Here is a 25,029-nt window from a genome sequence, read left to right as displayed (position 1 = left end):
GACCTTATGACGGGGGCCGCGACGGCGGGCGACGTGCTCGGCACGTACCTGCGCTCCCAGGCCACCACCTTCCTGCGGGCACTGCGCGTGCACGAGGAGGGCGCGGCCGGCGGCGCAGGTCCCGCGGAAGGGGGCGAGGCGGCGCGCGGCCTGCGGGGGGCCGCGCGCCGCATCGCCTCCTCCCTGACCACCTTCCGCGCCGTGGCGGAGTCCTCCTGGGCGGACGGGCTGCGCACCGAGCTGGTCTGGCTGTCCTCGACCCTGGCCGACGAGCACGCGTACGCCGTCCGGCTGTCCCGGCTGATGGACGCCCTGCACCGGCTCTCGGGCGCGAGCGGCGCCGGGTCCCTGACGGTGGGCTCGGCGCGGGCCGGCGCGCTGCTGGAGCGCCAGCTGACCCTGGCCCGGACGCGGGCCCACTCGGCGACCCTGTCCGCGCTGGGCTCCTCCCGCTTCCACGCGGTCGCGGACGCGGTGGCGGTCCTCGCCTCGGAGGTGCCGCTGGACCCGGTCGCGGCGCGGGGGCGGGTCGAGGACGTACTCGTCCCGCTGGCGGAGGTGGCGCGGACCCGGCTGGACTCGGCGGTGGAGGCGCTGCCGCCGCGGCACTCGCCGTACTCCGCGCAGGACGACGGGGCCTGGCACGAGGTGCGGAGGCTGCTGCGGGTGCACCGGTACGCGCGGGAGATGCTGGGCGGGGAGGTCACCCGCCTCGCGGCGGCCGGCGAGGCCCTGGACCGCCACCGCGACGCGTCCGAAGCCGCGGCCGCCTCCGCGACGGCGGCCCGCACCCCCCGCATCGCTCCGGCCACGGCCTACGCCCTGGGCGTCCTGCACGCCGACCAGCGCCACGCGGTCGAGGCGGCCCGCCACAGCTTCGAGGCACTGGTGCCCTGCATTTCTTCTTGACGCGCCCCTCGCACCCCTCGGCCCTGGCGGGCCCCGCGGGCTTCGGCCCGCTGCGCCGGACCCGTCCGTCGACGCCCGGGCCGGGCCCCAGCCCTGCCGCGAGCCGCCCGTCGCGCCCGCGGGCCGGTAGGGGGCGCCCTGCGGGGCTGTCCCCTGCCCGCCCTTCCCCCGTTCCCCGGGGCTCCGCCCCGGACCCCCCTCCACGAGCCTCCGGGCTCCTGGTGGCAGCAGGCGGCCCGGCCCCGCCGCGTCGGTCCTCCCGACGGCGGAATCCGGCCAATCCCACCCCCCACCCCGACGGCCAGGGCAAGGTCACGGCGGCATAACGTGCGGGTAACGTCCCGTTACGCCCAGGTACAAACCCCCCCACTCGCACCGGGCCGTCCGCCACGGTTCACCCCCCGTTCACCAACCCCCGTCGACCGCTTCACCTGTTCTGCCTAATTTCAGTACCGCAAGGTGAAGGCCCCGCTCACGGGCGCAGCACCAACCCACCCGTAGTCCTCTTCGCACGCCGCCCCGATACAGAAAGCGGCCGGCGGCTTCTGGAAGGAACACCCGAAAGTGAAGCTTCAGCGCAAGAGCATGCTTCGTGCCTCCGCCCTCGGGGCGCTCGTCGTGTCCGGCGCCCTGGTCCTCACGGCGTGCGGCTCGGACGACAACACCAAGGCCGACTCCTCTGCGAGCGGCAAGGCCTCCGTCCCCGCGGCCGGCGACATCAAGTGCGACGACGCCAAGGGCAAGCTGCTCGCCTCGGGCTCCTCCGCGCAGAAGAACGCCGTCGACCTGTGGGTGAAGGCCTACATGTCCGCCTGCTCCGGCGTCGAGGTCAACTACAAGTCGTCCTCCTCCGGTGAGGGCATCGTCGCCTTCAACCAGGGCACCGTCGGCTTCGCCGGCTCGGACTCGGCGCTCAAGCCCGAGCAGGTCGAGGACTCGAAGAAGGTCTGCACCGGCGGCCAGGGCATCAACCTGCCCATGGTCGGCGGCCCGATCGCCATCGGCTTCAACGTCGCCGGCGTGGACAAGCTGAACCTCGACGCCCCCACCCTCGCCTCGATCTTCAACGACAAGATCAAGAAGTGGGACGACGAGGCGATCAAGAAGCTGAACCCGGGCGTCACCCTCCCCTCCACCGCCATCCAGGCCTTCCACCGCTCCGAGGACTCCGGCACCACCGAGAACCTCGGCAAGTACCTCAAGGCCACCGCCCCCGACGCGTGGAGCTACGAGGCCGCGAAGAAGTGGCCGGCCCCCGGTGGCCAGGCCGCCTCCGGCTCCGCCGGTGTCGCCTCCCAGGTCAAGGCCGTCGACGGCGCGATCGGCTACTTCGAGCTCTCCTACGCCGCCTCGCAGAACATCAAGACCGTCGACATCAACACCGGCGCCTCCGCCCCGGTGAAGGCTTCCGCCGAGAGCGCCTCCAAGGCCATCGCCGCCGCCAAGATCGCCGGTACCGGCTCCGACCTGGCGCTCAAGCTCGACTACACGACCAAGGCCGAGGGTGCCTACCCGATCGTGCTGGTCACCTACGAGGTCGTCTGCGACAAGGGCAACAAGGCGGAGACCCTGCCCACCGTGAAGTCCTTCCTGAACTACACCGCCTCGGACGCGGGCCAGAAGGTCCTGTCCGAGAATGGTTACGCGCCCATTCCGGCCGAGATCAACACCAAGGTCCGCGAAGTCGTCAAGTCGCTGTCCTGACGCTGAACGAGTGAGCCTCCGGGCGCGGTGTCCGGTCCCCGTCCGGACCGGACCCGCCCCCGAGGACCCTCCCCCTTCCACCCCGGGGGATCCGGTGCACCGCCGCCAGGGGGCTCGCCCCCGTCCAGACCGGAAAGACCATGGCTTCCACCACACCCACCTCGCTTGACCAGGCTCCGCCGGTCACCACGAGCGCAGGATCCACCGGCCGCGCCGGTGACAAGATCTTCGCCGGGCTCTCCAAGGGCTCCGGCATCCTGCTCCTGGTGATCATGGCGTCGATCGCCGTCTTCCTCACCTACCGCGCCACGCTCGCCCTGTCGAAGAACGAGGGCAACTTCCTCACCACCTTCGACTGGAACGCGTCGGCCAACCCGCCCGTCTTCGGCATAGCCGTCCTGCTCTTCGGCACCGTCGTCAGCTCGATCATCGCGATGGCCATCGCGGTTCCGGTCGCCGTCGGCATCGCCCTGTTCATCTCGCACTACGCGCCGCGCAAGCTGGCCGCCCCCCTCGCCTACGTGGTCGACCTGCTGGCCGCCGTGCCGTCGATCATCTACGGCATCTGGGGCGCCCTCTTCCTCGTCCCGTACCTCGGCGGCCTCAACCTCTGGCTCGACGAGTACATGGGCTGGACCTACGTCTTCGACAAGACCCAGGTCGGCGTCGCCCGCTCGCTGTTCACCGTCGGCATCCTGCTCGCGATCATGATCCTGCCCATCGTGACCAGCGTCAGCCGTGAGGTCTTCCTCCAGGTCCCGCGCATGAACGAGGAGGCCGCCCTGGCCCTCGGCGCGACCCGCTGGGAGGTCATCCGCATGTCGGTGCTGCCCTTCGGCCGCTCCGGCGTCATCTCCGCCTCCATGCTCGGCCTCGGCCGCGCGCTCGGCGAGACCATGGCGGTCGCCACCGTCCTGTCCCCGAGCTTCCTGATATCCGGCCACGTCCTGAACCCGGGTGGCGGGACCTTCGCGCAGAACATCGCCGCGAAGTTCGACGAGGCCAACGAGTTCGGCCGGGACGCGCTGATCGCCTCCGGTCTGGTCCTGTTCCTCCTCACCCTGCTGGTCAACGGCGGAGCACGCATGATCATCGCCCGCCGCAAGGAGTACTCGGGGGCGAACGCCTGATGAGCCACACCATCCAGGACCAGCGGCCCGCCCGGGCCCCCGGGTCCGCCGCCCCCACCCGACTGACCCGCGGCGGCCTGCCCCGCTGGGCCCCGGCCGGCATCGCCGCCCTCTCGGTCGCCCTCGGCTGCGCGATCGGCGCCGCCTCCGGCCTCCAGAGCAAGATCCAGTGGGGGCTGCTCGCGGCCCTGCTGTTCGTCGCGATCACCTACGTCGCCAGCTCGGTCGTCGAGAACCGCCGCCAGGCCAAGGACCGGGTCGCGACCTCCGTCGTGTGGGTCTGCTTCCTCCTCGCGGTCATCCCGCTGCTCTCGCTGATCTGGACCACCGTCAGCCGCGGCATGAACGCCCTCGACGGCGACTTCCTCAGCCACTCGATGAACGGCATCACCAGCTTCGAGAAGGGCGGCGGCGTCTACCACGCGCTGCTCGGCACCATCGAACAGGTGGCCCTGGCCACCGCGATCGCCGCGCCCGTCGGCCTGCTGACCGCCGTCTACCTGGTCGAGTACGGCCGGGGCTCGCTCGCCAGGGCCGTGACCTTCTTCGTCGACGTCATGACCGGCATCCCCTCCATCGTCGCGGGTCTGTTCATCCTCACGACCTGGAACCTGATGCTCGGCTTCGGCCCCTCCGGCTTCGCCGGCTCGATGGCCCTGTCGATCCTGATGATGCCCGTCGTGGTCCGCTCCACCGAGGAGATGCTCAAGCTCGTCCCGAACGAGCTGCGCGAGGCCGCGCTCGCCCTCGGCGTGCCGAAGTGGCGCATGATCCTCAAGGTCGTGCTCCCCACCGCCATCGGCGGCATCGCCACCGGCGTGACGCTGGCCGTCGCCCGCATCGCCGGCGAGACCGCGCCGATCATGCTGCTGGTCTTCGGTACGCAGCTGATCAACGGAAACCCCTTCGAAGGCGCCCAGTCCTCGCTCCCGCTGTACATCTGGGAGCAGTACAAGGTCGGCAGTGAAGCCTCCTACGACCGGGCATGGGCAGCAGCCCTCGTCCTGATCGCCTTCGTCATGATCCTCAATCTGGTGGCCCGCGGCATCGCCCGCTGGAAGGCCCCGAAGACCGGTCGCTGACGCGCGACCGCATGAAAGCGAAGTGACCCCTCATGGCCAAGCGAATCGACGTCAGCGGCCTGTCCGCCTTCTACGGCAACCACAAGGCCATCGATGACATCTCGATGACCGTGGAGCCCCGCTCCGTGACCGCCTTCATCGGGCCGTCCGGCTGCGGCAAGTCCACCTTCCTGCGCACCCTCAACCGCATGCACGAGGTCACCCCCGGCGGACGTGTCGAGGGCAAGGTGCTCCTGGACGACGAGAACCTGTACGGCCCCGGCGTCGACCCGGTCGCCGTCCGCCGCACCGTCGGAATGGTCTTCCAGCGCCCGAACCCCTTCCCCACCATGTCGATCTTCGACAACGTGGCGGCCGGTCTGCGCCTGAACGGCAACTTCAAGAAGTCGCAGCTGTCCGACATCGTGGAGCGGTCCCTGCAGGGCGCCAACCTGTGGAACGAGGTCAAGGACCGCCTGGGCAAGCCCGGCTCCGGCCTCTCCGGTGGCCAGCAGCAGCGCCTGTGCATCGCCCGCGCCATCGCGGTCGAGCCCCAGGTCCTGCTGATGGACGAGCCCTGCTCCGCGCTGGACCCGATCTCCACCCTGGCCATCGAGGACCTGATCGGCGAGCTCAAGGAGCGCTTCACGATCGTCATCGTGACGCACAACATGCAGCAGGCGGCCCGCGTCTCGGACCGCACCGCCTTCTTCAACCTCGCCGCGGTCGGCCAGCCCGGCAAGCTCGTCGAGATCGACGACACGGACCGGATCTTCTCCAACCCGTCCGTCCAGGCCACCGAGGACTACATCTCGGGCCGCTTCGGCTAGACCCGGACCCCGCGGATGTACTGAGCGTCCTGCGGTGCTGCATGGCGGTGCCACCGCAAGGCGAAAGGGCCGGCTCCCCCTGGGTGGGGGGAGCCGGCCCGCTTTCGTACCGCCGTGGCGCCGTAGGGTCCTACCGCCGTGGCGCCGTAGCGACCGGACGGCGCCGGTCAGCCGACGAAGGCCAGGTCCACGATCCAGAAGCACAGCGCGGCGACCATGGCCGCGGCCGGCATGGTGATGAACCAGCCGAGGATGATGTTCTTGGCGACGCCCCAGCGGACCGCGTTGACCCGCTTGGTCGCGCCCACGCCCATGATCGCCGAGGTGATCACATGGGTGGTGGAGATCGGCGCCTGGTACAGGTACGAAGCCGTGTACATGATCGACGCGCCCGTCGTCTCCGCGGCGAAGCCCTGCGGCGGGTCCAGCTCGATGATCTTGCGGCCGAGGGTGCGCATGATGCGCCAGCCACCCGCATACGTACCGAGCGACAGCATCACGGCGCACGCGATCTTCACCCAGATCGGAATGGGATCGCTCGCCCCCTGGACGTCGGCGATGACGAGCGCCATCACCACGATGCCCATGGTCTTCTGCGCGTCCTGCAGACCGTGACCGAGGGCCATGGCGGCCGCCGAGACGGTCTGTGCGATCCGGAAGCCCCGCTTGGCCTTGTGCGGGTTGGAGCGGCGGAACATCCACATGATCGCGACCATCACCAGGTAACCCACGATGAGGCCGACGACGGGCGACAGGAACATCGGGATGACGACCTTGTCCAGCACCCCGCTCCAGATGACGCCGATCCCGCCCGCGAGCGCCGCCCCCACCATGCCGCCGAAGAGGGCGTGCGAGGACGACGACGGCAGGCCGAAGTACCAGGTGATGAGGTTCCAGACGATCGCCCCGACCAGCGCGGCGAACAGGATCCACATGCCCCGGTTGCCGTGCGGCGTCTCGATGAGCCCCTTGCTGACCGTCTTGGCCACTCCGCTGCCCAGGAAGGCACCGGCCAGGTTCATCACGGCGGCCATGGCGAGCGCGGCACGCGGAGTCAGCGCCCGCGTCGAGACCGAGGTCGCGATCGCGTTCGCCGAGTCGTGGAAGCCGTTGGTGTACGTGAAGCCGAGCGCGACACCGATGGTCACGATCAGCGCGAAGGTGTCCACGAGGTTCAGGACTCCTTGACCGCGATGGTCTCCACCGTGTTCGCGACGTGCTCGAACGCGTCGGCGGCTTCTTCCAGCACGTCGACGATCTGCTTGAGCTTCAGCACCTCGATGGCGTCGTACTTGCCGTTGAAGAGCTGGGCGAGCAGCTTGCGGTGGATCTGGTCGGCCTGGTTCTCGAGGCGGTTGACCTCGATCCAGTACTCGGTCAGGTTGGTCATCGTCCGCAGGTGCGGCATGGCCTCGGCGGTGAGCTCGGCGGCCCGCGCCAGGACCTCGATCTGCTGCTCGACGCCCTTGGGCAGCTCCTCCACGTTGTAGAGGACGACCAGGTCGACCGCCTCTTCCATGAAGTCCATGATGTCGTCGAGGCAGGACGCCAGGCTGTAGATGTCCTCGCGGTCGAACGGCGTGATGAAGGAGGAGTTCAGCTGGTGGAAGATCGCGTGCGTGGCGTCGTCCCCCGCGTGCTCCGCAGCCCGCATCCGCTCCGCGATCTCGGCCCGGGCGGAGGAGTCCGCTCCGAGCAGTTCCATCAGGAGCTTCGAGCCCGTGACGATGTTGTCCGCGGATGCGGCGAACATGTCGTAGAAGCTCGTCTCCCTGGGGGTCAGACGAAATCGCACGTGAGGTCCTCGGGGTGCATTGGATTCGGTCAGGCTGATGCTAGGCGCATCCCCCGGCCACGGCTAACCGGCGGTTCCCCAGTGTCCTCCATCGGGCACAGTGGTGAGCACGGACCCCCGCCCGCTCGGGCGCGGCCCAGTACCCTATACCCACGAGGGGTATACATCACCGGTATCCGTCACCGGTATCCATCCCTCGTCCGGACCACGGGAGGACGTATGACGACCATCGAGGCCGAAGGCCCCGGAGCCGGCGGCGTCGCCGCGGCGCCCGTCCACGGCTACCACCACCAGAAGGACGAGCACCTCAAGCGGCTGCGCCGGATCGAGGGACAGATCCGCGGTCTCCAGCGCCTGGTCGACGAGGACGTCTACTGCATCGACATACTCACCCAGGTCTCGGCGAGCACGAAAGCGCTCCAGTCCTTCGCGCTCCAGCTGCTGGAAGAGCACCTGCGGCACTGCGTCGCGGACGCGGCCGTCAAGGGCGGAACCGAGATCGACGCCAAGGTCGAGGAAGCGACGAAGGCGATCGCCCGGCTGCTGCGTACCTGAGCACCCTCCACGGGCCCCAGCGGCCGGCCGCCTCCCGGCCGGCCCTCTCCCGGCCGGTCGTCTCCCGGCCGGCCCTCTCCCGGCCGGCAAGGGCTCAGAGCCCGATGCCCATCAGCACTTCGTCGATCCGGTCCTGGCTCAGCCGGTCCTCGCCCGCCGCCGAGGCCGCGATGATCAGTTCACCGCACAGCTCGATCTCGGCAAGCGCCACGTGGTCCTGCACCGTCGTACCGCACACGGGAGTCACGCGTGTCACCTCTCTCTGCCGCTTGCTTGCCGCCCGGCTTCCCAGCGTAGGGAGCGCCCCTCGTGGCGCGCATGACACGGATGGACCATTTCCGGATACCGGGCCATGGCCCGATCGCGCCGCCTCCGCCCCACGGTCCGACTATCCGGCGATCTTCCCGGCGTAAATGTCCCCGCTTGGCGGCAATGTGACGGTCACCGGAGTCCCGAAACCGTAGAGCAGCGTGGTCGACGACACATCGATCACGCCATTGTTGACGTAGCTGAAGCGGTGCCGGACCTTGCGCAGCCGCCCCTCCATGTCCAGGTACACGTCGAACGGGACGGTGTCCTTGCTGAACCCTTTCGCCGCGGCCTCCAGTGCTCCCCTGACCCCGGGTGACGCGCTCCGCGCGGCCCGCCCGATGTCGGTGGTGCCCTGGTAGTGCCGCACCTTGGTGCCCGCCAGGTCGGTCTCGCCGACATACGTGACCTGCTGCGCGCCCCGCAGCAGCTCGGCGGCGGCCAACGGGTCGGTGGCGCCCCCGGTGACCAGGTTCCCGTCGGCGAGGGTCGTCGTATCGACGCGGACCCACTTGTCGTCGGGGACGCCCGCGCCGCGGTTCTTCATGTAGAGCGCGCCGGGGACGAGGAGTTCGGTGATGGGCCGGTGCTCCGCCTTGCCGGTCACATCGGCCGGGAGCATCACCAGCAGCTGGCCCATCCGGTTCTTGAAGTCGACGCCCCCCTCGCCGCGGATGGTGACCCGGGTTCCGCCGGTCGCCATCTCCATCGCCGTACGGGCCTGCGCGCTGCCGGCGCCGGTGAGCGCGTCGGCAGCGCCGCGGACCACCGCGGCCGGGTCCTGCGGGGGGCGGTCGTCGCCGCTCGCCGGGCCGCCGCAGCCGCTCATCGCCGCCACGGCCAGCGCGACGCCGACGGCTAGCACCGCCTCACCCGCACGCCCTCGTCGCCGCCTGTGCTGGTGCACCACCATCGCCTGCCAACCCCCAACGCGTGCCCGCTGTTTGCCCGAGGCCCCACCCGTTCCGTTTAACGAGGTCCGCGGTTTCCCGTCACGGGCGGCGGCGGTTCCGGGGGCGGGCCGGTCCGAGTACCGTGGTGGCGTGGACCCGCACACCAAAGCGATCCTGAGCACTCCGCTTGCCCGCGACAGGGGCGAGCCCGCCCACACCACGAGCACCGCCGAACGCGGCGCGTTCTGCCTGGCCGTATGCAGCTGTGGCTGGACCGGCCCGGCCCGCCGCTCCAGAGACCTGGCCCGCCGCGACGCCGGCCGCCACCCGGCGGGCTGAGCACCCCCCTCTCCCCGGCCGGCCGCCCGGCTGCGGCGCGTCCCCCGTTCGGACGGCCCCGAGTGGCCGGGCCGCGCGGCACCGGTTGCCCTTGACTCATGCCAGGACCTCGACGGGGACCCCGTTTCGCTGCGGCGTTCGCCTGGGCCGTGTCGCTCGTCGCCCTGCCCCCGTCCCCGGCCTGGGCCCGCCCGGTCGGCTCCGCGGACGGACCGGCCGACGTAGCCCTGGCCATCGCCGTCACCACGGCAGCCGCCATCGCCACGGGCCTTTGGCTCCGCTCCCGCTACCGCCGCGACGAAAAGGACGACTGACCCGGCCCGGCCGCGCGATCCGGCAGCCCCCTGCCCCCGGCCCTGGCCGGGGCTGCCGGGCCCGGCATCAGCCGGCTCGGTCCCCGGCCCCCAACGGCCCCGGGCCCGCCCTAGCCCCTACGCGGCGAGGTCCTTCTCCCCCGCCTCCACCTCGACGGCCACCGTCCGCGCCACGACCCCCCGCCCCCGCCCGCGCAGAAGCGGGCCCAGCACCGCCATCGCCACCGGCGCGGGCACCAGCACCACCGCCGTCCCCAGCGCCAGCCCCCCCAGCACGTCCGTCGGGTAGTGCACGCCCATGTACACCCGGCAGAGCCCCTCCACCACCGCCAGCCCGATACCCACCAGCCCGAGCCGCCGGTTCGCCATGAAGATCCCGACCCCGAGCGCCATCGCCACCGCCGTGTGGTCGCTGACGAACGAGAACCCGGCCCCGCCGAACCCGTGGACCGCGCCGCCCACCACCTCCAGCCCCTCGTGCTGGAGGAACGGCCGCGGCCGCCCCACGAACCCCCGCAGCGGGACGTTCACCAGGAGGGCGATCCCCGCCGCCAGCGGCGCCCACACCAGCGCGGCGAACGACTCGGCCGCGCTCGTCTCGTCAGGCCGCTGCCACCGCTCCCGCCGGACCCCGCGGGCACACCACAGGACCAGCAGGACCATCGCCAGCGGGATCCCGTAGTCGCCGACGAGGCCCACCGCGCGGTCGACCCGGTCCGGCGCGTGCCGGGCCAGGCCGTTGATCTCGTACAGCAGGCTTACATCCACGTTCGGCCCACCGGTCGTGAGTCCAGCCATGGTGATGCGGTCCCTTGCCCTTGCCTAGGTCCGTGCGGACGCACCCGGCGCACGCCCTGTCAACCTCCGCCGATCAGCTCCTGTGCCCATGGAACGCCCGTCGTGGCACGTACGTTCCACTCTCCACGGGATGATCACTCCAACGTTATCCAAGAGTGACTGATCGTCGCAGCTCAGGGCCCATGCTTAACGGACCGTCACGACCCGGCGCGAGCACCCGCCGTACGCTCCGGAAGCGCCTCCGCGCCGTCCTTCGTGACGCGGGTCGCGCCGAAGTAGTCAGGCGTGTCGATCTTGTCGAAACGGATCACCGCACCCGTGAACGGGGCGTTGATCATGTAGCCGCCGCCGACGTAGATCCCCACGTGCCGGATGTCCCGAGAGTTCGTCAGATCATCGGAGAAGAAGACGAGGTCACCTGGGAGGAGCTCCGCACGCGACGGGTGCGGCCCGGCGTTGTACTGGTCGTTCGCGACCCGCGGCAGCTCGACCCCCACCGACTCGTACGCCGCCTTGGTCAGCCCCGAGCAGTCGAACCGCCCGTCCTGGTCGGGCGTTCCGTTTCCGCCCCACAGATACGGGGTCCCCAGCTGCTTCTGCGCGAAGTAGAGCGCCCCGGACGCCTGTTGCGACGGCGAGACCCGGCCCAGCGGCCGCTCGAAGCTCTTGGCCAAAGTGGTAATCGTCTTTACGTACCCCTGCGTTTCCGCATACGGAGGCACCCCGCCGTACTTGATGACCGCGTACGAGCCCGCGTTGTACGCCGCGAGCATGTTCCCCGTCGGGTCGCCAGCCACCCCCGCCACGTCCTTGGCCAGCTCGCAGTCGTACGAAGCCGCCGACGGGATCGCGTCGTTGGGGTCCCAGATGTCGCGGTCGCCGTCACCGTCGCCGTCCACCCCGTGCCCGGCCCAGGTCCCCGGGATGAACTGGGCGATCCCCCGCGCATCCGCCGGGCTGACGGCATTGGGGTTCCAGCCGCTCTCCGAGTACAGCTGCGCCGCCAGCAACGCCGGGCTGATCGCCGGGCACAGGGTGCCCCATTTCTGCACCAACGGCTGGTACTTGCCGGGTACGGCGCCCTTCGCGAGCCCCAAGGCCCTGCCGCCCGCCTCCGCGCCCACCAGCCCCGCGGCCGCCGAGTACGTCCCCACGACGAGCAGCACCAGGAAGCTCAGGGCCACTCCGATTCCGATCCCGCCGACCATCCAGAATCTGCGCACCCGTCAACCCTCCCCCACCCCGCCCGTTTTCGGCGGTTTATTCCCATCTCCCGCGCCGACAACCCGACTAACCCACCCGTAAGCCGGAACATCCGACATCCGACGCCCAGTCTCCTGGGTCGCCGGGGCGCGCAAAAGCCTTCCGGCCTTCCCGGCCACGCGCTGGCCGAAATCACACCTCGGCCACGACGGACACCCGGCACCGGTGACCGGCGCCCCGCGGCCGCCCTACGCCGGCACCCCTACCTCGCCTACCTCGGCGCGACGAACAGGCTCTGCGCGCTGCGCCCGATGGGCCCCTTCTCGTCGTGCAGCCGCGCGTCGGCGAGCCCGATCCCGGCCGCGTCCACGCTCGTACGGGCCTCCACGCACACCCACTCCCCCACCGGATGGCGGTGCAAGTGGACGGTGAGGTCTCCGTTGACGAAGACGTAGCTGCCGAAGTCCAACACCGCGCTGATCCCGTTGCCCGAGTCGGCGGCGACCAACACCCGGTCCAGCGGGCGGGTCTCCTCCCCCACGATCAGCGGCACCCTCATCCGCATCCAGCAGGTCCCCGGCCCCGGCTCCAGGAACGCCCCGGCGGCGAAGCGGGTCTCCACGGCCGTGTGGTAGCCCCTCTCCCACGGCAGCTCGAAGGGGGTCTGCGCCACTTCGCCGGGCGGGGGCAGCTGCGGCCCCGGCGCCACCGCCGGCACCGTCTCCCGTGCGACCCGGATCCGCAGGGCCCGCGCGAGCATCACCGGCGCGCCCCCGGCCGGGGCGAGGACGGCCTCCACCAGCTCGGTACCCCGGCCCGCGCGCACCACGCTGGTGGTGACCTCCAGCTCGCCGATCGGCACCGGCCGCAGGATCTCGTAGGTGATCCGCGCGATCCGCATGTCCTCCCGGGCGCCTTCCCGCTCCTCGACGGCCCGCCCCAGCAGTGCCGCGGGCGGCCCGGCGTGCTGGGAGCGCTCGTCCCACGGCCCGCGCGTGAAGGCGGTGGCCAGGAAGCGCCCGGTGTCGATCCGCTCGAAGAACCCCTCAGCAGCACCCATGCCCCGCACGCTACCCACTGGTAACCACCGGCACCACCCCTTCCCCCCGACAGCCGAGGTCCACCGACGGCCGAGGTCCACGACGAGGGACAATGGAGCGGTGTCGACCACCCCCGCCCCCGCCCTGCGCGCCGACTGCGCCAACTGCTTCGCGCTCTGCTGCGTCGCCCTCCCCTTCGCCAAGTCCACCGACTTCGCCGTGGACAAAGCCGCCGGAACGCCCTGCAAGAACCTCCGGCAGGACTTCCGCTGCGGCATCCACACCGGGCTGCGCGACAAGGGCTTCCAGGGCTGCACCGTCTTCGACTGCTTCGGCGCGGGCCAGCAGGTCTCCCAGGTCACCTTCGGCGGCCGCGACTGGCGCACCGACCCCGGCACCGCCCGCCAGATGTTCGAGGTCTTCCCCGTCATGCGGCAGCTGCACGAGCTGCTGTACTACCTCACCGAGGCCCTCGCCCTCCCCGCGGCGGCCCCCCTCCACGAGGACCTGCGCGCGGCGCTCACCACGACCACCGAAGCCACCCGCGCCGACGCGGACACCCTGGCCCCCTTCGACGTCGGCGCCCTGCGCCAGGACATCAACACCCTCCTCCTGCGGACGAGCGAACTGGTCCGGGCCACCGCCCCCGGCCGCAAGAAGAAGAACCACCGCGGCGCCGACCTCATGGGCGCCCGCCTCCGCGGCGCGGACCTGCGCGGAGCCAACCTGCGCGGCGCCTACCTGATCGCCGCCGACCTCTCCGGCGCCGACCTGCGCACCGCCGACCTGATCGGCGCGGACTTCCGCGACGCCGACCTGCGCGGCGCCGACCTCCGGGACGCCCTCTTCCTCACCCAGGCCCAGCTGAACGCCGCACACGGCTCCCCCGCGACCCGCATCCCCGCCTCCCTGACCCGCCCCTCCCACTGGGCCTGACCCGCCCCTCGCGCCGGACCTGACCCGCGCCCCCGCCCGCCCCGGGGCGACCGGCCGCCCGCGCCGCGACGGCAATCATTGCCCGGCGTCACCCACCGTGATACACAGAGTGACCATACGTTCTTCCGTATACACACCGCCTCCGCCCAGGTCAGGGCAACGAGGCGGGGGCCGGCCCGGGAGATCGGGTAAAGAGAGCCGCCAAGTCGACGACTGGGCAGGTTTCATCAGCGAAGATAGTGCGTAACCCCTGCCGTCGGGCACGGGCTACCGGAACTACCCATACTGGGGCGGTGAGTTACATGATCCTGGCAGCCGAAAAGGGCGACATCACCACCATCATCGGCGGAATCGCCCCGAACTGGGGGCCGTTCGGCAGTCTCGGCAACGAAGCGAAGGTCATGGTCGAGGTGGTCATGGCCGTCGCCATCCTCCTCTGCCTCGGCATCGCCATCTGGGGCGCCGCCAAACAGCGCATCGGCGCGACCGCCCTGCGCGACACGTTCAGCGCGGAACAGGGCAAGGGCCTGATCGTGGCCGGACTCACGGGCGTCTTCATCATCGGCTCCCTGGGCACCCTCTTCACGATCGTCTACGGAATGGCCGTCTAGCCGTGCCGCCCGCCGGCCGTCGTACCTGATGGCGAATCAACACACCGCGGCCACGCGGCAACGAGCGCTACCGTCGTACGACGCGGAGGGGGCGGACACGCAATGAGCAACGACGACCAGTACGGTGGCGGCGGCCACGGCGAGGTCGGCGGCACGGGCCAGACCCGTACCCGCCTCCCCGACGCCCCCACCGACGCCTACGGTGCTCCCCGCCGCACCCCCCGCGCCTCCCGCGGCCTGATCACGGTGGTCGGCGTGGTGGTCCTCCTCGTCGCCGCCATCGCCTTCGCGAACCGGTCGGGCGACACCACCACGCCCACCACCTCGGACAAACCCCCGTCCGCCACCCCCACCTCCCCGACCGGCACCCGCCCCGTGGACACCAAGACCAACGGCATCCCCCGCGGCTTCGCCCACACCGAACAAGGCGCCCAGTCCGCGGCCGCCAACTACGCGGTCGCCCTCGGCTCGGACGGCATGCTCAAGCGGGACCTCCGCCACGCGATCATGGACACCCTCTACACCCCGGAAGCGGCGGCGGCGCGCAAGGGCGCCCAGGACTCCGCGTACTCGCCCGCCTTCCTCACCAGCCTCGGCCTCGACGCCGACGGCAACCCCCCGCAGGGCAGCACCTTCGTCACCCGCGCCGTCCCCATCGGCACCCGCGTCGAGAGCTACGGCCCCACCAGTGCGAAGGTCGCCGTCTGGTACACGGGCCTGCTCGGCATGTCGGGCCCCAAGTCCACCGACCCCGTGCGCACCACCTGGAAGACCTGGACGTTCGAACTCTCCTGGGCCGGCGAGGACTGGAAGATCGGCGCCGACACCCAGCAGGACGGGCCCGCCCCCGTCCCCGGTGACGTCCCCGCCTCCACGTCCGACGACATCAGCAAGGCCGTCAAGGAGTTCGGAGGGTTCACCTATGCCCGGTAGCCGCCCCTTCCGCATCGCCGCAGCACTGGTCACCGTCCAGAGCACACTGGTCCTGCTGTCCGCCCGGGCCTTCGCCGCACCCACCCCGCCGCCCACGACCAGCCCCACGCCCAGCACCTCCGCCACCCAGAGCGGCAAGTGCGAAGGCGTCATCGGCCCGCTCAAGGAATCCTGCGAGCGCAGCGTCGGCGGCAGCGCCACCGGCAGCCCCAACACCGGCCTCACCACCAACACCCCCGACGCCATCAACCCCCTCGCCTCCCTCGCCAAGGGCTGCGCCGACGCCGCTTCCTGGATCGTCGGCAAACTCGGCTCCGCCATCAAGGGAACGGCCACCGTCGACTTCACCAACCCCGCCTTCCTCCAGCAGTACGCGGTCGTCTTCGCGGCCAGCACCATCCTCACCCTCGTGCTGTGGCTCCTCGCCGTCGCCAAGCGCGCCATCCGGGGCGTCCCCCTCGCCACCGCCATGTCCGAAGCCATCGGCTTCCTCTGGCTCACCGTCCTCGCCTCCGCCTTCACCCCCCTCGTCCTGTACACCGTCGTCTCCGCCACCGACGCCGTCACCGGGGTCATCGCCACCGCCACCGGCAGCCAGGGCGACGTCTTCTTCGGCTCCTTCGCCGAAGCCCTCAAGAAGGGCGACGACATCGGCGGCGGCCCGATCATGCTGATCGTCGTCGCCCTCGTCACCGTCCTCGCAGCCGGCGTCCTGTGGCTCGAGCTCGTCATCCGCGCCGCGCTCCTCTACGTCGGCGCCCTCCTCGGCACCGTCGTCTACGCCGGCCTCGTCGACCGCAACATGTGGGGCCACGTCCGCCGCTGGGCCGGCATCATGATCGCCGTCATCCTCGTGAAGCCGGTCATCGTCATCGTCCTCGGCCTCGCCGGGGCCCTCGCCGGCGACAAGGGGCCCGACGCCTTCTCCGCCGTCGTCTCCGGCCTCGCGATCATCCTCCTCGCGATCTTCGCCTCCGCCATGATCTACCGCTTCGTCCCCGGCTTCGGCGACGAGATCGCCTCCGCCCGCTCCAACCGCAGCAAGGCCACCGACGGCGCCCAGGCAGCGGCCGTCATCAGCTCCCCGGCCTCCCTCGTCTCCCAGGGCATCAAGACACACAGCAGCCGAGGCGCCCACCGCGCCGGCGGCGAAGGCGGCGGCGCCCCCCGCCCCGCCAACCCCATCTCCGGAGGCGTGGCCGCCCACAGCAGCCGCCCCACCGGCGGCGGATCCGGCGGAACTGTCCCCTCCGCCGCACCCGCGCCCCGCACTGGATCGAGTACGAGGAACACAGGAGGTGACGGGCGTTGACGACCCAGTCCCACCAGCTCCACCCGGTCGCGCCCCGCCGCACGTATCTCATCGGCCGCGCCCGGCCGAACGCGATCGTCGGCAAGAACCGCGAAACCGGCGAGATCGCCCTGATCATCGTCGGCGCGTTCTTCGGCATGATGAGCGGACTGCTCGTCCCCGACCTCGCCCTGCGCATCGTGAGCCTCGCCGGCTTCCCCCTGCTCGCGCTCGCCGCCGTGTACGTCCCCTACAAGGGCCGCACCTTCTACAAGTGGTTCGAGATCAACCGCAGCTACAAGCGCACCCTGCGCCGCGGAGCCACCTACCGCTCCGGCGCCGTCGAAGCCGGCGTCCGCGCCTCGGACGGCCGCGAAGTCGAAATCGGCCCGCCCCCCGGCATCGGCCGCATCAACTGGCTCGCCGCGCCCTTCGGCCCCGACGAGATCGCCGTCCTCCTCCACGCCGACCGCCGCACCGTCACCGCCGCCATCGAAATCGAAGGACCCGGCGTCGGCCTGCGCGACAGCGAGGACCAAGAAGCCCTCGTCGACCGCTTCGGCACCCTCCTCAAACACGTCGCCAACGGCGACGGCTTCGTCACCCGCCTCCAAATGCTGGCGCGCACCCTCCCCGCCGACCCCGACGCCCACGCCAAGGACGTCGCCCAGCGCGGCGACACGAACGCCCCCGTCTGGCTGCGCGACTCCTACGACCAGCTCCAGTCGATGGTCTCCACCTCCAGCGAGCAGCACCGCGCCTACCTCGTCGCCTGCATGCACTACACGCGCGAACTCGCCGCCGAAGCCCACACCATCGCCCGCGCCTCCACCCCCCACAAGGGCCGCAAACTCGACCGCGACGCCGGACTCGCCATCGTCATGGCCCGCGAACTCACCGACATCTGCGCCCGCCTCGCCGAAGCCGACATCCGGGTGCGCCAGCCGCTGGGCCAGGGCCGCCTCTCCTCCCTCGTGCACTCCATGTACGACCCGGACCACCCCATCGACCACATCCAGGCCATGACCAAGCGCAACGCCTGGCCCGCCGAACTGGACGCGGTCGAACCCACCTACCTCCAGGCCAAGACCCGCGAGTCCTCCACCCGCGCCCCCTGGTGCCACGCCACCGCCTGGGTGAAGGAATGGCCGATGACCCCCGTCGGCGTCAACTTCCTCGCCCCCCTCCTCGTCCACACCCCCGACGTCATCCGCACCGTCGCCGTCACCATGGACCTGGAGCCCACCGAAGTGGCCATCGAGCGCATGCTCACCGAGAAGACCAACGACGAGGCCGACGCCAGCCGCGCCGCCAAGATGAACCGCACCGTCGACCCCCGCGACATCGCCGCCCACGGCCGGCTCGACCAGAGGGGTGAAGATCTGGCCAGCGGTGCGGCAGGAGTCAACCTCGTCGGGTACATCACGGTGTCCTCGCGTTCCCCCGAGGCCCTCGCCCGCGACAAGCGCACCATCCGCGCCTCCGCCGGCAAGTCCTACCTGAAACTCGAATGGTGCGACCGCGAGCACCACCGCGCATTCGTCAACACCCTGCCGTTCGCCACCGGCATCCGACGCTAGCCGGAAGGAAGTGCCGCCCATGCGCGATCCCATGTCCGCCCTGACGGACGCCTTCACCAGCTTCCTCTTCGGCAAGGTCGAAACCACCCGCCTGCCCGTACGCACCTCGACCGGCCAGGCCCAAGCCGTCTACCTGCCCACCGCCGCCCCCGGTCTCGGCGACTCCGGCGTCATCATCGGCCGCGAGGTCTACAGCGGCAAGGGCTACATCTACGACCCCTTCCAGCTCTACGGGCAACAGCTCCCCGCCCCCCACTGGCTGGTCCTCGGCGAATCCGGCAACGGCAAGTCCGCCCTGGAGAAGACCTACGTCCTGCGCCAGCTCCGCTTCCGCGACCGACAGGTCGTCGTCCTCGACGCCCAGGGCGAAGACGGCGTCGGCGAATGGAACCTCATCGCCCAGCAGCTGGGGATAACCCCCATCCGCCTGGACCCCATCGCCGCCAACGACGACGGGATCCGCCTCAACCCCCTCGACCCGGCGATCACCACCACCGGGCAGCTCGCGCTGCTCCGCACCATCATCGAAGTCGCCATGGGACACGGCCTGGACGAACGCTCCGGCTTCGCCCTCAAGGTCGCGCACGCCTACGTCGTCGAAACGATCATCGACCGCCAGCCCGTCCTCACCGACATCGTCGAACAGCTGCGCCACCCCAAACCCGAATCCGCCGAAGCGATGAACGTCGACATAGACGATGTCCGCGCCTGGGGCCTCGACGTCGCCCTCGTCCTGGACCGCCTCGTCGACGGCGACCTGCGCGGCATGTTCGACGGCCCCACCACCGTCGGCATCGACCTCGACGCGCCGCTCATCGTCTTCGACCTGTCCCACATCGACCGCAACTCCATCGCGATGCCGATCCTCATGGCGATCGTCGGCGTCTGGCTGGAACACACCTGGATCCGCCCCGACCGCAAGAAGCGCATCTTCCTGGTCGAAGAGGCCTGGCACATCATCAACAGCCCCTTCGTCGCACAGCTGTTCCAGCGCCTCCTCAAGTTCGGCCGCCGCCTCGGCCTGTCCTTCGTCGCCGTCGTCCACCACCTCTCCGACGTCGTGGACGGAGCAGCCGCCCGGGAGGCCGCCGCCATCCTCAAAATGGCCTCCACCCGCACCATCTACGCCCAGAAGGCAGACGAAGCCCGCGCCACGGGCCGCGTCCTCGGCCTGCCCCGCTGGGCCGTCGAAATCATCCCGACCCTCACCCCGGGCATCGCCGTCTGGGACGTCAACGGCAACGTCCAGGTCGTCAAACACCTGATCACCGAAGCCGAACGCCCCCTCGTCTACACCGACCGCGCCATGACGGAATCCTCAGCCCCCCAACTCCCCGACGACCTGCTGGCCGCCGAACTCGAAGCGGAACAGCGCGCCCTCCACATGGAACGCCACCGCAACGGCGGCCCCGGCTCGGCGACCACGGTGGCGTAGCCATGCCCGACCCACGCCGTACGGACCCCTCCGCCCGCCCCGGCGGCATCCCCGACGGAGTCCTGGTCGGCCTCCTGGCCTTCCTCCTCGGCCTGGCCGTCCTGATCTGGTCGACCACCGGCCTGGCCGCCCTCTTCGCGAAGGGCGCCTGGCCGGACACGGTCACCTTCACCCGCACCCCGACGGCCGTCCGCGCCCTGATAACGCACCCCCACGACATCCCCGGGGCCTGGCCCGACACCGACCCCGCCTCCCTGTCCGGCTGGGGCCTCTTCTGGGGCCTCTTCATCAGCCAGCTCCTGATCCTCCTGGTCCTCGGCATCTTCACCCTCGGCGTCATCACCCGCACGAAAGCCCGATCACAAAATCCGGCCGCCCCCTCAGCCCCGCCAACCCCAGCCCCGGCACACCACCCAGCCCCGCCGCACCACCCAGCCCCGCCGGCGTTTGAGGCGCGGGGGCCTGGGGGCAGCGCCCCCAGCACTCAACCCGCGCCCGGCACCGGCACGGCCCCAAATCCAGCCCCGCCGGCGTTTGAGGCGCAGGGCCCGGGGGGCAGCGCCCCCAGCACACAGCCCGCACCCGGCACCGGCACGGCCCCAAATCCAGCCCCGCCGGCGTTTGAGGCGCAGGGCCCCGGGGGCAGCGCCCCCAGCACTCAACCCGCACCCGCCACCGGCACGGCCCCAAATCCAGCCCCGCCGGCGTTTGAGGCGCAGGGCCCCGGGGGCAGCGCCCCCAGCACACAGCCCGCGCCCGGCACCGGCACCGGCACCGGCACCGGCACCGGCACCCGCCTGGCCTACGCCCCACCGGCCACCCGCGACCACGCGGCCAGGACCTTCCTCGACTCCGCAGAAGGCGCGGCCCTCGTCGTCACCTCCTCCCCCACCCTCTGGTCGGAGACCAGGGACGCCCGCGCCAAACTCGGCCCCGTCCTCCTCTACGACCCCTCACACCTGTGCGACACCCCCGCACCGGCCCGCATGCACTGGAACCCCACCACCGGCTGCGCGGACCGCGACACCGCCGCCGCCAGAGCGGTCGCCCTGCTGGCCCCCGTCCGCCCCACGGCCCGCATGGACGCCGCCCTCGCCGACACCGCCGAAACACTCCTCCGCAGCTGGCTCCACGCCGCAGCCCTCGACGACCGCCCCTTCAAGCAGCTCCACCGCTGGGCCCAAGGCACGCACGCGCAGGACCCGGTCCGCATCCTGCGCACCCACCCCGGGGCCACCCCCGGCGCGGCCGGCGCACTCGAAAGCGCCCTCACCGCACACCCCCAACGCCGCGAGCAGGCCCAGCACCTGACGGCCCGTGCCCTGTCCTGCCTCAGCTCGGTCCACATCCGCGACGCGTGCAACCCGAATCGAACGGATTCGCTGACCCTGGCATCGTTCGTCCCCGAGGGGGGAACCCTCTACGTGGTGGGTGAACCCCTGGAAGACCCCCGTACCCACCCGGGTGCGATGCCCTTGCTGACCGCACTCGCCGCGAGCGTGGTCGAGCACGGCCGTCGCATGGCTGCAAGGTCATCCCACGGTCGGCTCGACCCACCACTCACCCTCGTCCTGGACGACGTCGCCGCGGTCGCCCCCATCCCGCAGCTCCCCGAGCTCCTCCAGGACGACACGCTCCCCCTCCTCGCCCTTTGCCGGAGCAGGGAACAGGCCCGCGCCCGCTGGCCGGAGGCCGTCGAGTTCACCCCCGCCGGCCCCCACCACCACCGCTGACCCCGGCCGTCTCTTACGGCCTCCGGAGCACGTACTCCCGCTCCCTCGCCCCGCCCGCATCCCCCGGCATCGGCACGGTCAGGCCACTCTCCCGGAAGCCGAACCGCCGGTAGAACGCCTCGGCCCGCGCGTTCTCCTCGTGCACGAACAGCCGTACGCGCTCCAGCGGCGGCTCCTCCAGCGACCACGCCCATTCCAGCGCGGCCCGGAACAACGCCTCGGTCAGCCCGGTGCCCCGCTGCTCGGCCCGCACGAACACGCCGACCACGTGTCCCTGCTCCTGCTCGACCGCCTCACCGAAGTAGTCCGGCACGCCGCCGGGCTCGACCAGCAGCGTCACCGAGCCGTTCCACTGCCCGTCCGCGGCTTCCGCGATGAACTGCCGCGCGCCCCGCCCCTGACTCGCCCGCTCCGTGCGCCCCTGCCAGAACTCGTCCGGCTGCGCCTCCGCCTGCTCCAGCGTTTCCAAGAAGGCGATCGCCGCCGCCGGATCCCGCAACGCGAGGAGCCTCAGCTCCTTCGCCTGCTTCCACTCGTCGCCCCGTACCGCCCGTATCACGTGTTCGTTCATAACAGCGGATCCAACCACGCCCACTTGCCATGCCGCACCCGCAATTCCGTGTGCCGGGCGCCGGTTCACACGAAACGGGTCCGGAACGCAGAAAAGCCCCGCACCGGCCCCGAAGGGCTGGTGCGGGGCTTCCCGCAATGATTGTTCGGCGGCGTCCTACTCTCCCACAGGGTCCCCCCTGCAGTACCATCGGCGCTGAAAGGCTTAGCTTCCGGGTTCGGAATGTAACCGGGCGTTTCCCTAACGCTATGACCACCGAAACACTATGAAGTTGACCAACCGGATGACAACACGGTCGTTACTTCAGAACTAACACAGTGGACGCGAGCAACTGAGGACAAGCCCTCGGCCTATTAGTACCAGTCAGCTCCACCCGTTACCGGGCTTCCACATCTGGCCTATCAACCCAGTCGTCTACTGGGAGCCTTACCCTCTCAAGGAGGTGGGAATACTCATCTTGAAGCAGGCTTCCCGCTTAGATGCTTTCAGCGGTTATCCCTCCCGAACGTAGCCAACCAGCCATGCCCTTGGCAGGACAACTGGCACACCAGAGGTTCGTCCGTCCCGGTCCTCTCGTACTAGGGACAGCCCTTCTCAATATTCCTACGCGCACAGCGGATAGGGACCGAACTGTCTCACGACGTTCTAAACCCAGCTCGCGTACCGCTTTAATGGGCGAACAGCCCAACCCTTGGGACCGACTCCAGCCCCAGGATGCGACGAGCCGACATCGAGGTGCCAAACCATCCCGTCGATATGGACTCTTGGGGAAGATCAGCCTGTTATCCCCGGGGTACCTTTTATCCGTTGAGCGACGGCGCTTCCACAAGCCACCGCCGGATCACTAGTCCCGACTTTCGTCCCTGCTCGACCCGTCGGTCTCACAGTCAAGCTCCCTTGTGCACTTACACTCAACACCTGATTGCCAACCAGGCTGAGGGAACCTTTGGGCGCCTCCGTTACTCTTTGGGAGGCAACCGCCCCAGTTAAACTACCCATCAGACACTGTCCCTGATCCGGATCACGGACCGAGGTTAGACATCCAGCACGACCAGAGTGGTATTTCAACGGCGACTCCACCATGACTGGCGTCACGGCTTCAAAGTCTCCCACCTATCCTACACAAGCCGAACCGAACACCAATATCAAACTGTAGTAAAGGTCCCGGGGTCTTTCCGTCCTGCTGCGCGAAACGAGCATCTTTACTCGTAGTGCAATTTCACCGGGCCTATGGTTGAGACAGTCGAGAAGTCGTTACGCCATTCGTGCAGGTCGGAACTTACCCGACAAGGAATTTCGCTACCTTAGGATGGTTATAGTTACCACCGCCGTTTACTGGCGCTTAAGTTCTCAGCTTCGCACGCCCGAAAGCGCACTAACCGGTCCCCTTAACGTTCCAGCACCGGGCAGGCGTCAGTCCGTATACATCGCCTTACGGCTTCGCACGGACCTGTGTTTTTAGTAAACAGTCGCTTCTCGCTGGTCTCTGCGGCCACCCCCAGCTCAGGAAGCAAGTTCCTTCACCAGTGATGGCCCCCCTTCTCCCGAAGTTACGGGGGCATTTTGCCGAGTTCCTTAACCATAGTTCACCCGAACGCCTCGGTATTCTCTACCTGACCACCTGAGTCGGTTTAGGGTACGGGCCGCCATGAAACTCGCTAGAGGCTTTTCTCGACAGCATAGGATCATCCACTTCACCACAATCGGCTCGGCATCAGGTCTCAGCCTTAATGAGGGACGGATTTGCCTACCCCTCGGCCTACACCCTTACCCCGGGACAACCACCGCCCGGGCTGGACTACCTTCCTGCGTCACCCCATCGCTTACCTACTACAAGTCTGGTTCGTCGGCTCCACCACTTTCCTTTCCCCGAAGGGTCCGGAACGGCTTCACGGACTTAGCATCGCCTGATTCGATATTGGGCGTTTCAAAGCGGGTACCGGAATATCAACCGGTTGTCCATCGACTACGCCTGTCGGCCTCGCCTTAGGTCCCGACTTACCCTGGGCAGATCAGCTTGACCCAGGAACCCTTAGTCAATCGGCGCACACGTTTCTCACGTGTGTATCGCTACTCATGCCTGCATTCTCACTCGTGAACCGTCCACAACTAGCTTCCGCTGCTGCTTCACCCGGCACACGACGCTCCCCTACCCATCACAGCAGGCGTTGGCCCTATTGCTGCAATGACACGACTTCGGCGGTACGCTTGAGCCCCGCTACATTGTCGGCGCGGAATCACTTGACCAGTGAGCTATTACGCACTCTTTCAAGGGTGGCTGCTTCTAAGCCAACCTCCTGGTTGTCTCTGCGACTCCACATCCTTTCCCACTTAGCGTACGCTTAGGGGCCTTAGTCGATGCTCTGGGCTGTTTCCCTCTCGACCATGGAGCTTATCCCCCACAGTCTCACTGCCGTGCTCTCACTTACCGGCATTCGGAGTTTGGCTAAGGTCAGTAACCCGGTAGGGCCCATCGCCTATCCAGTGCTCTACCTCCGGCAAGAAACACACGACGCTGCACCTAAATGCATTTCGGGGAGAACCAGCTATCACGGAGTTTGATTGGCCTTTCACCCCTAACCACAGGTCATCCCCCAGGTTTTCAACCCTGGTGGGTTCGGTCCTCCACGAAGTCTTACCTCCGCTTCAACCTGCCCATGGCTAGATCACTCCGCTTCGGGTCTAGAGCGTGCAACTCAATCGCCCTATTCGGACTCGCTTTCGCTACGGCTTCCCCACACGGGTTAACCTCGCTACACACCGCTAACTCGCAGGCTCATTCTTCAAAAGGCACGCAGTCACGACCGTTGTTCCGAAGAACAACGGCGACGCTCCCACGGCTTGTAGGCACACGGTTTCAGGTACTATTTCACTCCGCTCCCGCGGTACTTTTCACCATTCCCTCACGGTACTATCCGCTATCGGTCACCAGGGAATATTTAGGCTTAGCGGGTGGTCCCGCCAGATTCACACGGGATTTCTCGGGCCCCGTGCTACTTGGGAGATGAGCAAGCAAGCCGCTGATGTTTCGTCTACGGGGGTCTTACCCTCTACGCCGG

At 69.5% G+C, this 25,029-nt stretch carries 23 protein-coding genes and 2 rRNA genes (1 of these 25 cut by a window edge); 15 read left to right on the top strand and 10 right to left on the bottom strand.

Annotated features, from left to right (window positions below; all coding sequences use genetic code 11):
* The first annotated feature begins 6 nt into the window (after positions 1-6).
* From OHA81_RS17275 to pstB, 5 genes are all read left to right on the top strand, one after another.
* The gene (locus OHA81_RS17275; protein WP_329196986.1) at positions 7-909 is read left to right on the top strand and encodes a CHAD domain-containing protein; all 903 of its coding nucleotides are present in this window, start codon (positions 7-9) and stop codon (positions 907-909) included.
* Positions 910-1,473: 564 nt separating this feature from the next.
* Positions 1,474-2,613 carry a phosphate ABC transporter substrate-binding protein PstS gene (pstS, locus tag OHA81_RS17270; RefSeq protein WP_329196984.1) on the top strand — a complete coding sequence of 380 codons (1,140 nt, stop codon included), beginning with the start codon at positions 1,474-1,476 and terminating at the stop codon, positions 2,611-2,613.
* Positions 2,614-2,753: 140 nt separating this feature from the next.
* Positions 2,754-3,743: a phosphate ABC transporter permease subunit PstC gene (pstC, locus tag OHA81_RS17265; protein WP_329196982.1), complete on the top strand. Its 990-nt coding sequence runs from the start codon at positions 2,754-2,756 to the stop codon at positions 3,741-3,743.
* Positions 3,743-4,825 carry a phosphate ABC transporter permease PstA gene (pstA, locus tag OHA81_RS17260; RefSeq protein WP_329196980.1) on the top strand — a complete coding sequence of 361 codons (1,083 nt, stop codon included), beginning with the start codon at positions 3,743-3,745 and terminating at the stop codon, positions 4,823-4,825. The genes pstC and pstA overlap by 1 nt, the downstream gene beginning before the upstream one ends.
* A 32-nt stretch (positions 4,826-4,857) precedes the next feature.
* Complete coding sequence (gene pstB / locus OHA81_RS17255) at positions 4,858-5,634, top strand: phosphate ABC transporter ATP-binding protein PstB (RefSeq protein ID WP_329196978.1); 777 nt, start codon at positions 4,858-4,860, stop codon at positions 5,632-5,634.
* A 167-nt stretch (positions 5,635-5,801) separates the two neighbouring features.
* Here the strand turns inward: pstB and OHA81_RS17250 are convergent, their stop codons facing one another.
* Positions 5,802-6,803, bottom strand: a complete 1,002-nt coding sequence (locus OHA81_RS17250) for an inorganic phosphate transporter (protein ID WP_329196975.1) — start codon at positions 6,801-6,803, stop codon at positions 5,802-5,804.
* Between the two features lie 5 nt (positions 6,804-6,808).
* On the bottom strand, positions 6,809-7,429 hold the full coding sequence (locus OHA81_RS17245; RefSeq protein WP_329196974.1) for a DUF47 domain-containing protein: 621 nt from the start codon (positions 7,427-7,429) through the stop codon (positions 6,809-6,811).
* A gap of 219 nt (positions 7,430-7,648) precedes the next feature.
* Between OHA81_RS17245 and OHA81_RS17240 the strand changes: the two genes are divergently transcribed.
* A complete protein-coding gene (locus OHA81_RS17240) occupies positions 7,649-7,984 on the top strand; it encodes a metal-sensitive transcriptional regulator (protein ID WP_329196972.1) in 336 nt (111 codons plus the stop codon).
* Between the two features lie 94 nt (positions 7,985-8,078).
* Here OHA81_RS17240 and OHA81_RS17235 read toward each other — a convergent pair whose 3' ends face one another.
* Both OHA81_RS17235 and OHA81_RS17230 read right to left on the bottom strand, forming a co-directional pair.
* Entirely contained in the window at positions 8,079-8,231 is a 153-nt protein-coding gene (locus OHA81_RS17235) for a hypothetical protein (protein WP_329202663.1), read from the bottom strand.
* A gap of 141 nt (positions 8,232-8,372) precedes the next feature.
* Positions 8,373-9,206: a hypothetical protein gene (locus OHA81_RS17230; protein WP_443056566.1), complete on the bottom strand. Its 834-nt coding sequence runs from the start codon at positions 9,204-9,206 to the stop codon at positions 8,373-8,375.
* Between the two features lie 130 nt (positions 9,207-9,336).
* Between OHA81_RS17230 and OHA81_RS17225 the strand changes: the two genes are divergently transcribed.
* Positions 9,337-9,525, top strand: a complete 189-nt coding sequence (locus tag OHA81_RS17225; protein ID WP_329202661.1) for a hypothetical protein — start codon at positions 9,337-9,339, stop codon at positions 9,523-9,525.
* Positions 9,526-9,623: 98 nt separating this feature from the next.
* Positions 9,624-9,839 (top strand): hypothetical protein, encoded by a 216-nt coding sequence (locus tag OHA81_RS17220; protein ID WP_329196968.1) that lies wholly within the window; start codon positions 9,624-9,626, stop codon positions 9,837-9,839.
* Between the two features lie 117 nt (positions 9,840-9,956).
* On the opposite strand, the gene OHA81_RS17215 is transcribed toward OHA81_RS17220, so the two are convergent.
* The 3 genes from OHA81_RS17215 to OHA81_RS17205 all read right to left on the bottom strand — a co-directional run bounded on the left by OHA81_RS17215 (position 9,957) and on the right by OHA81_RS17205 (position 12,900).
* Positions 9,957-10,637, bottom strand: coding sequence for a phosphatase PAP2 family protein (locus OHA81_RS17215; protein ID WP_329196966.1), 681 nt, complete (start codon positions 10,635-10,637; stop codon positions 9,957-9,959).
* Between the two features lie 197 nt (positions 10,638-10,834).
* A complete protein-coding gene (locus OHA81_RS17210) occupies positions 10,835-11,845 on the bottom strand; it encodes a C40 family peptidase (RefSeq protein WP_329202343.1) in 1,011 nt (336 codons plus the stop codon).
* Positions 11,846-12,111: 266 nt separating this feature from the next.
* Positions 12,112-12,900, bottom strand: coding sequence for a thioesterase family protein (locus OHA81_RS17205; RefSeq protein WP_329196964.1), 789 nt, complete (start codon positions 12,898-12,900; stop codon positions 12,112-12,114).
* Between the two features lie 100 nt (positions 12,901-13,000).
* Between OHA81_RS17205 and OHA81_RS17200 the strand changes: the two genes are divergently transcribed.
* From OHA81_RS17200 to OHA81_RS17170, 7 genes are all read left to right on the top strand, one after another.
* Positions 13,001-13,816, top strand: coding sequence for a pentapeptide repeat-containing protein (locus tag OHA81_RS17200; protein WP_329196962.1), 816 nt, complete (start codon positions 13,001-13,003; stop codon positions 13,814-13,816).
* Between the two features lie 302 nt (positions 13,817-14,118).
* Complete coding sequence (locus OHA81_RS17195) at positions 14,119-14,427, top strand: hypothetical protein (RefSeq protein WP_136213834.1); 309 nt, start codon at positions 14,119-14,121, stop codon at positions 14,425-14,427.
* Positions 14,428-14,529: 102 nt separating this feature from the next.
* Positions 14,530-15,360, top strand: coding sequence for a hypothetical protein (locus OHA81_RS17190; protein WP_329196960.1), 831 nt, complete (start codon positions 14,530-14,532; stop codon positions 15,358-15,360).
* Positions 15,350-16,672, top strand: a complete 1,323-nt coding sequence (locus OHA81_RS17185; protein ID WP_329196959.1) for a hypothetical protein — start codon at positions 15,350-15,352, stop codon at positions 16,670-16,672. Before OHA81_RS17190 ends, OHA81_RS17185 begins: the two co-directional genes overlap by 11 nt.
* Positions 16,669-18,231, top strand: a complete 1,563-nt coding sequence (locus OHA81_RS17180) for an SCO6880 family protein (RefSeq protein WP_329196957.1) — start codon at positions 16,669-16,671, stop codon at positions 18,229-18,231. The genes OHA81_RS17185 and OHA81_RS17180 overlap by 4 nt, the downstream gene beginning before the upstream one ends.
* A gap of 19 nt (positions 18,232-18,250) precedes the next feature.
* Positions 18,251-19,666 carry an ATP-binding protein gene (locus OHA81_RS17175; RefSeq protein ID WP_329196955.1) on the top strand — a complete coding sequence of 472 codons (1,416 nt, stop codon included), beginning with the start codon at positions 18,251-18,253 and terminating at the stop codon, positions 19,664-19,666.
* A 2-nt stretch (positions 19,667-19,668) separates the two neighbouring features.
* The gene (locus OHA81_RS17170; protein ID WP_329196954.1) at positions 19,669-21,399 is read left to right on the top strand and encodes a type VI secretion protein; all 1,731 of its coding nucleotides are present in this window, start codon (positions 19,669-19,671) and stop codon (positions 21,397-21,399) included.
* Between the two features lie 13 nt (positions 21,400-21,412).
* Here the strand turns inward: OHA81_RS17170 and OHA81_RS17165 are convergent, their stop codons facing one another.
* From OHA81_RS17165 to OHA81_RS17155, 3 genes are all read right to left on the bottom strand, one after another.
* Complete coding sequence (locus OHA81_RS17165) at positions 21,413-21,970, bottom strand: GNAT family N-acetyltransferase (RefSeq protein WP_329196952.1); 558 nt, start codon at positions 21,968-21,970, stop codon at positions 21,413-21,415.
* A gap of 143 nt (positions 21,971-22,113) precedes the next feature.
* Positions 22,114-22,230, bottom strand: a 5S ribosomal RNA gene (rrf, locus tag OHA81_RS17160).
* 73 nt (positions 22,231-22,303) lie between these two features.
* Positions 22,304-25,029: ribosomal RNA gene (locus tag OHA81_RS17155) — 23S ribosomal RNA — on the bottom strand (it continues 397 nt past the right edge of the window).

Source organism: Streptomyces sp. NBC_00667 (assembly GCF_036226825.1).
Classification (GTDB): domain Bacteria; phylum Actinomycetota; class Actinomycetes; order Streptomycetales; family Streptomycetaceae; genus Streptomyces.
Note: the sequence above shows the minus strand (reverse complement) of the source record. Positions and strands in the feature narration are given on the sequence as shown.

What these genes read in the sequence shown, in the direction of transcription:
- pstA (WP_329196980.1), top strand. Translation starts at nt 3,743, where the DNA reads ATGAGCCACACCATCCAGGACCAGCGGCCCGCCCGGGCCCCCGGGTCC.
- OHA81_RS17190 (WP_329196960.1), top strand. Translation starts at nt 14,530, where the DNA reads ATGAGCAACGACGACCAGTACGGTGGCGGCGGCCACGGCGAGGTCGGC.
- OHA81_RS17185 (WP_329196959.1), top strand. Translation starts at nt 15,350, where the DNA reads ATGCCCGGTAGCCGCCCCTTCCGCATCGCCGCAGCACTGGTCACCGTC.
- OHA81_RS17210 (WP_329202343.1), bottom strand. Translation starts at nt 11,845, where the DNA reads ATGGTCGGCGGGATCGGAATCGGAGTGGCCCTGAGCTTCCTGGTGCTG.
- OHA81_RS17220 (WP_329196968.1), top strand. Translation starts at nt 9,624, where the DNA reads ATGCCAGGACCTCGACGGGGACCCCGTTTCGCTGCGGCGTTCGCCTGG.
- OHA81_RS17215 (WP_329196966.1), bottom strand. Translation starts at nt 10,637, where the DNA reads ATGGCTGGACTCACGACCGGTGGGCCGAACGTGGATGTAAGCCTGCTG.
- OHA81_RS17175 (WP_329196955.1), top strand. Translation starts at nt 18,251, where the DNA reads ATGCGCGATCCCATGTCCGCCCTGACGGACGCCTTCACCAGCTTCCTC.
- OHA81_RS17230 (WP_443056566.1), bottom strand. Translation starts at nt 9,206, where the DNA reads ATGGTGGTGCACCAGCACAGGCGGCGACGAGGGCGTGCGGGTGAGGCG.
- OHA81_RS17240 (WP_329196972.1), top strand. Translation starts at nt 7,649, where the DNA reads ATGACGACCATCGAGGCCGAAGGCCCCGGAGCCGGCGGCGTCGCCGCG.
- OHA81_RS17170 (WP_329196954.1), top strand. Translation starts at nt 19,669, where the DNA reads ATGCCCGACCCACGCCGTACGGACCCCTCCGCCCGCCCCGGCGGCATC.
- OHA81_RS17195 (WP_136213834.1), top strand. Translation starts at nt 14,119, where the DNA reads ATGATCCTGGCAGCCGAAAAGGGCGACATCACCACCATCATCGGCGGA.
- OHA81_RS17275 (WP_329196986.1), top strand. Translation starts at nt 7, where the DNA reads ATGACGGGGGCCGCGACGGCGGGCGACGTGCTCGGCACGTACCTGCGC.
- OHA81_RS17205 (WP_329196964.1), bottom strand. Translation starts at nt 12,900, where the DNA reads ATGGGTGCTGCTGAGGGGTTCTTCGAGCGGATCGACACCGGGCGCTTC.
- OHA81_RS17165 (WP_329196952.1), bottom strand. Translation starts at nt 21,970, where the DNA reads ATGAACGAACACGTGATACGGGCGGTACGGGGCGACGAGTGGAAGCAG.
- pstC (WP_329196982.1), top strand. Translation starts at nt 2,754, where the DNA reads ATGGCTTCCACCACACCCACCTCGCTTGACCAGGCTCCGCCGGTCACC.
- pstB (WP_329196978.1), top strand. Translation starts at nt 4,858, where the DNA reads ATGGCCAAGCGAATCGACGTCAGCGGCCTGTCCGCCTTCTACGGCAAC.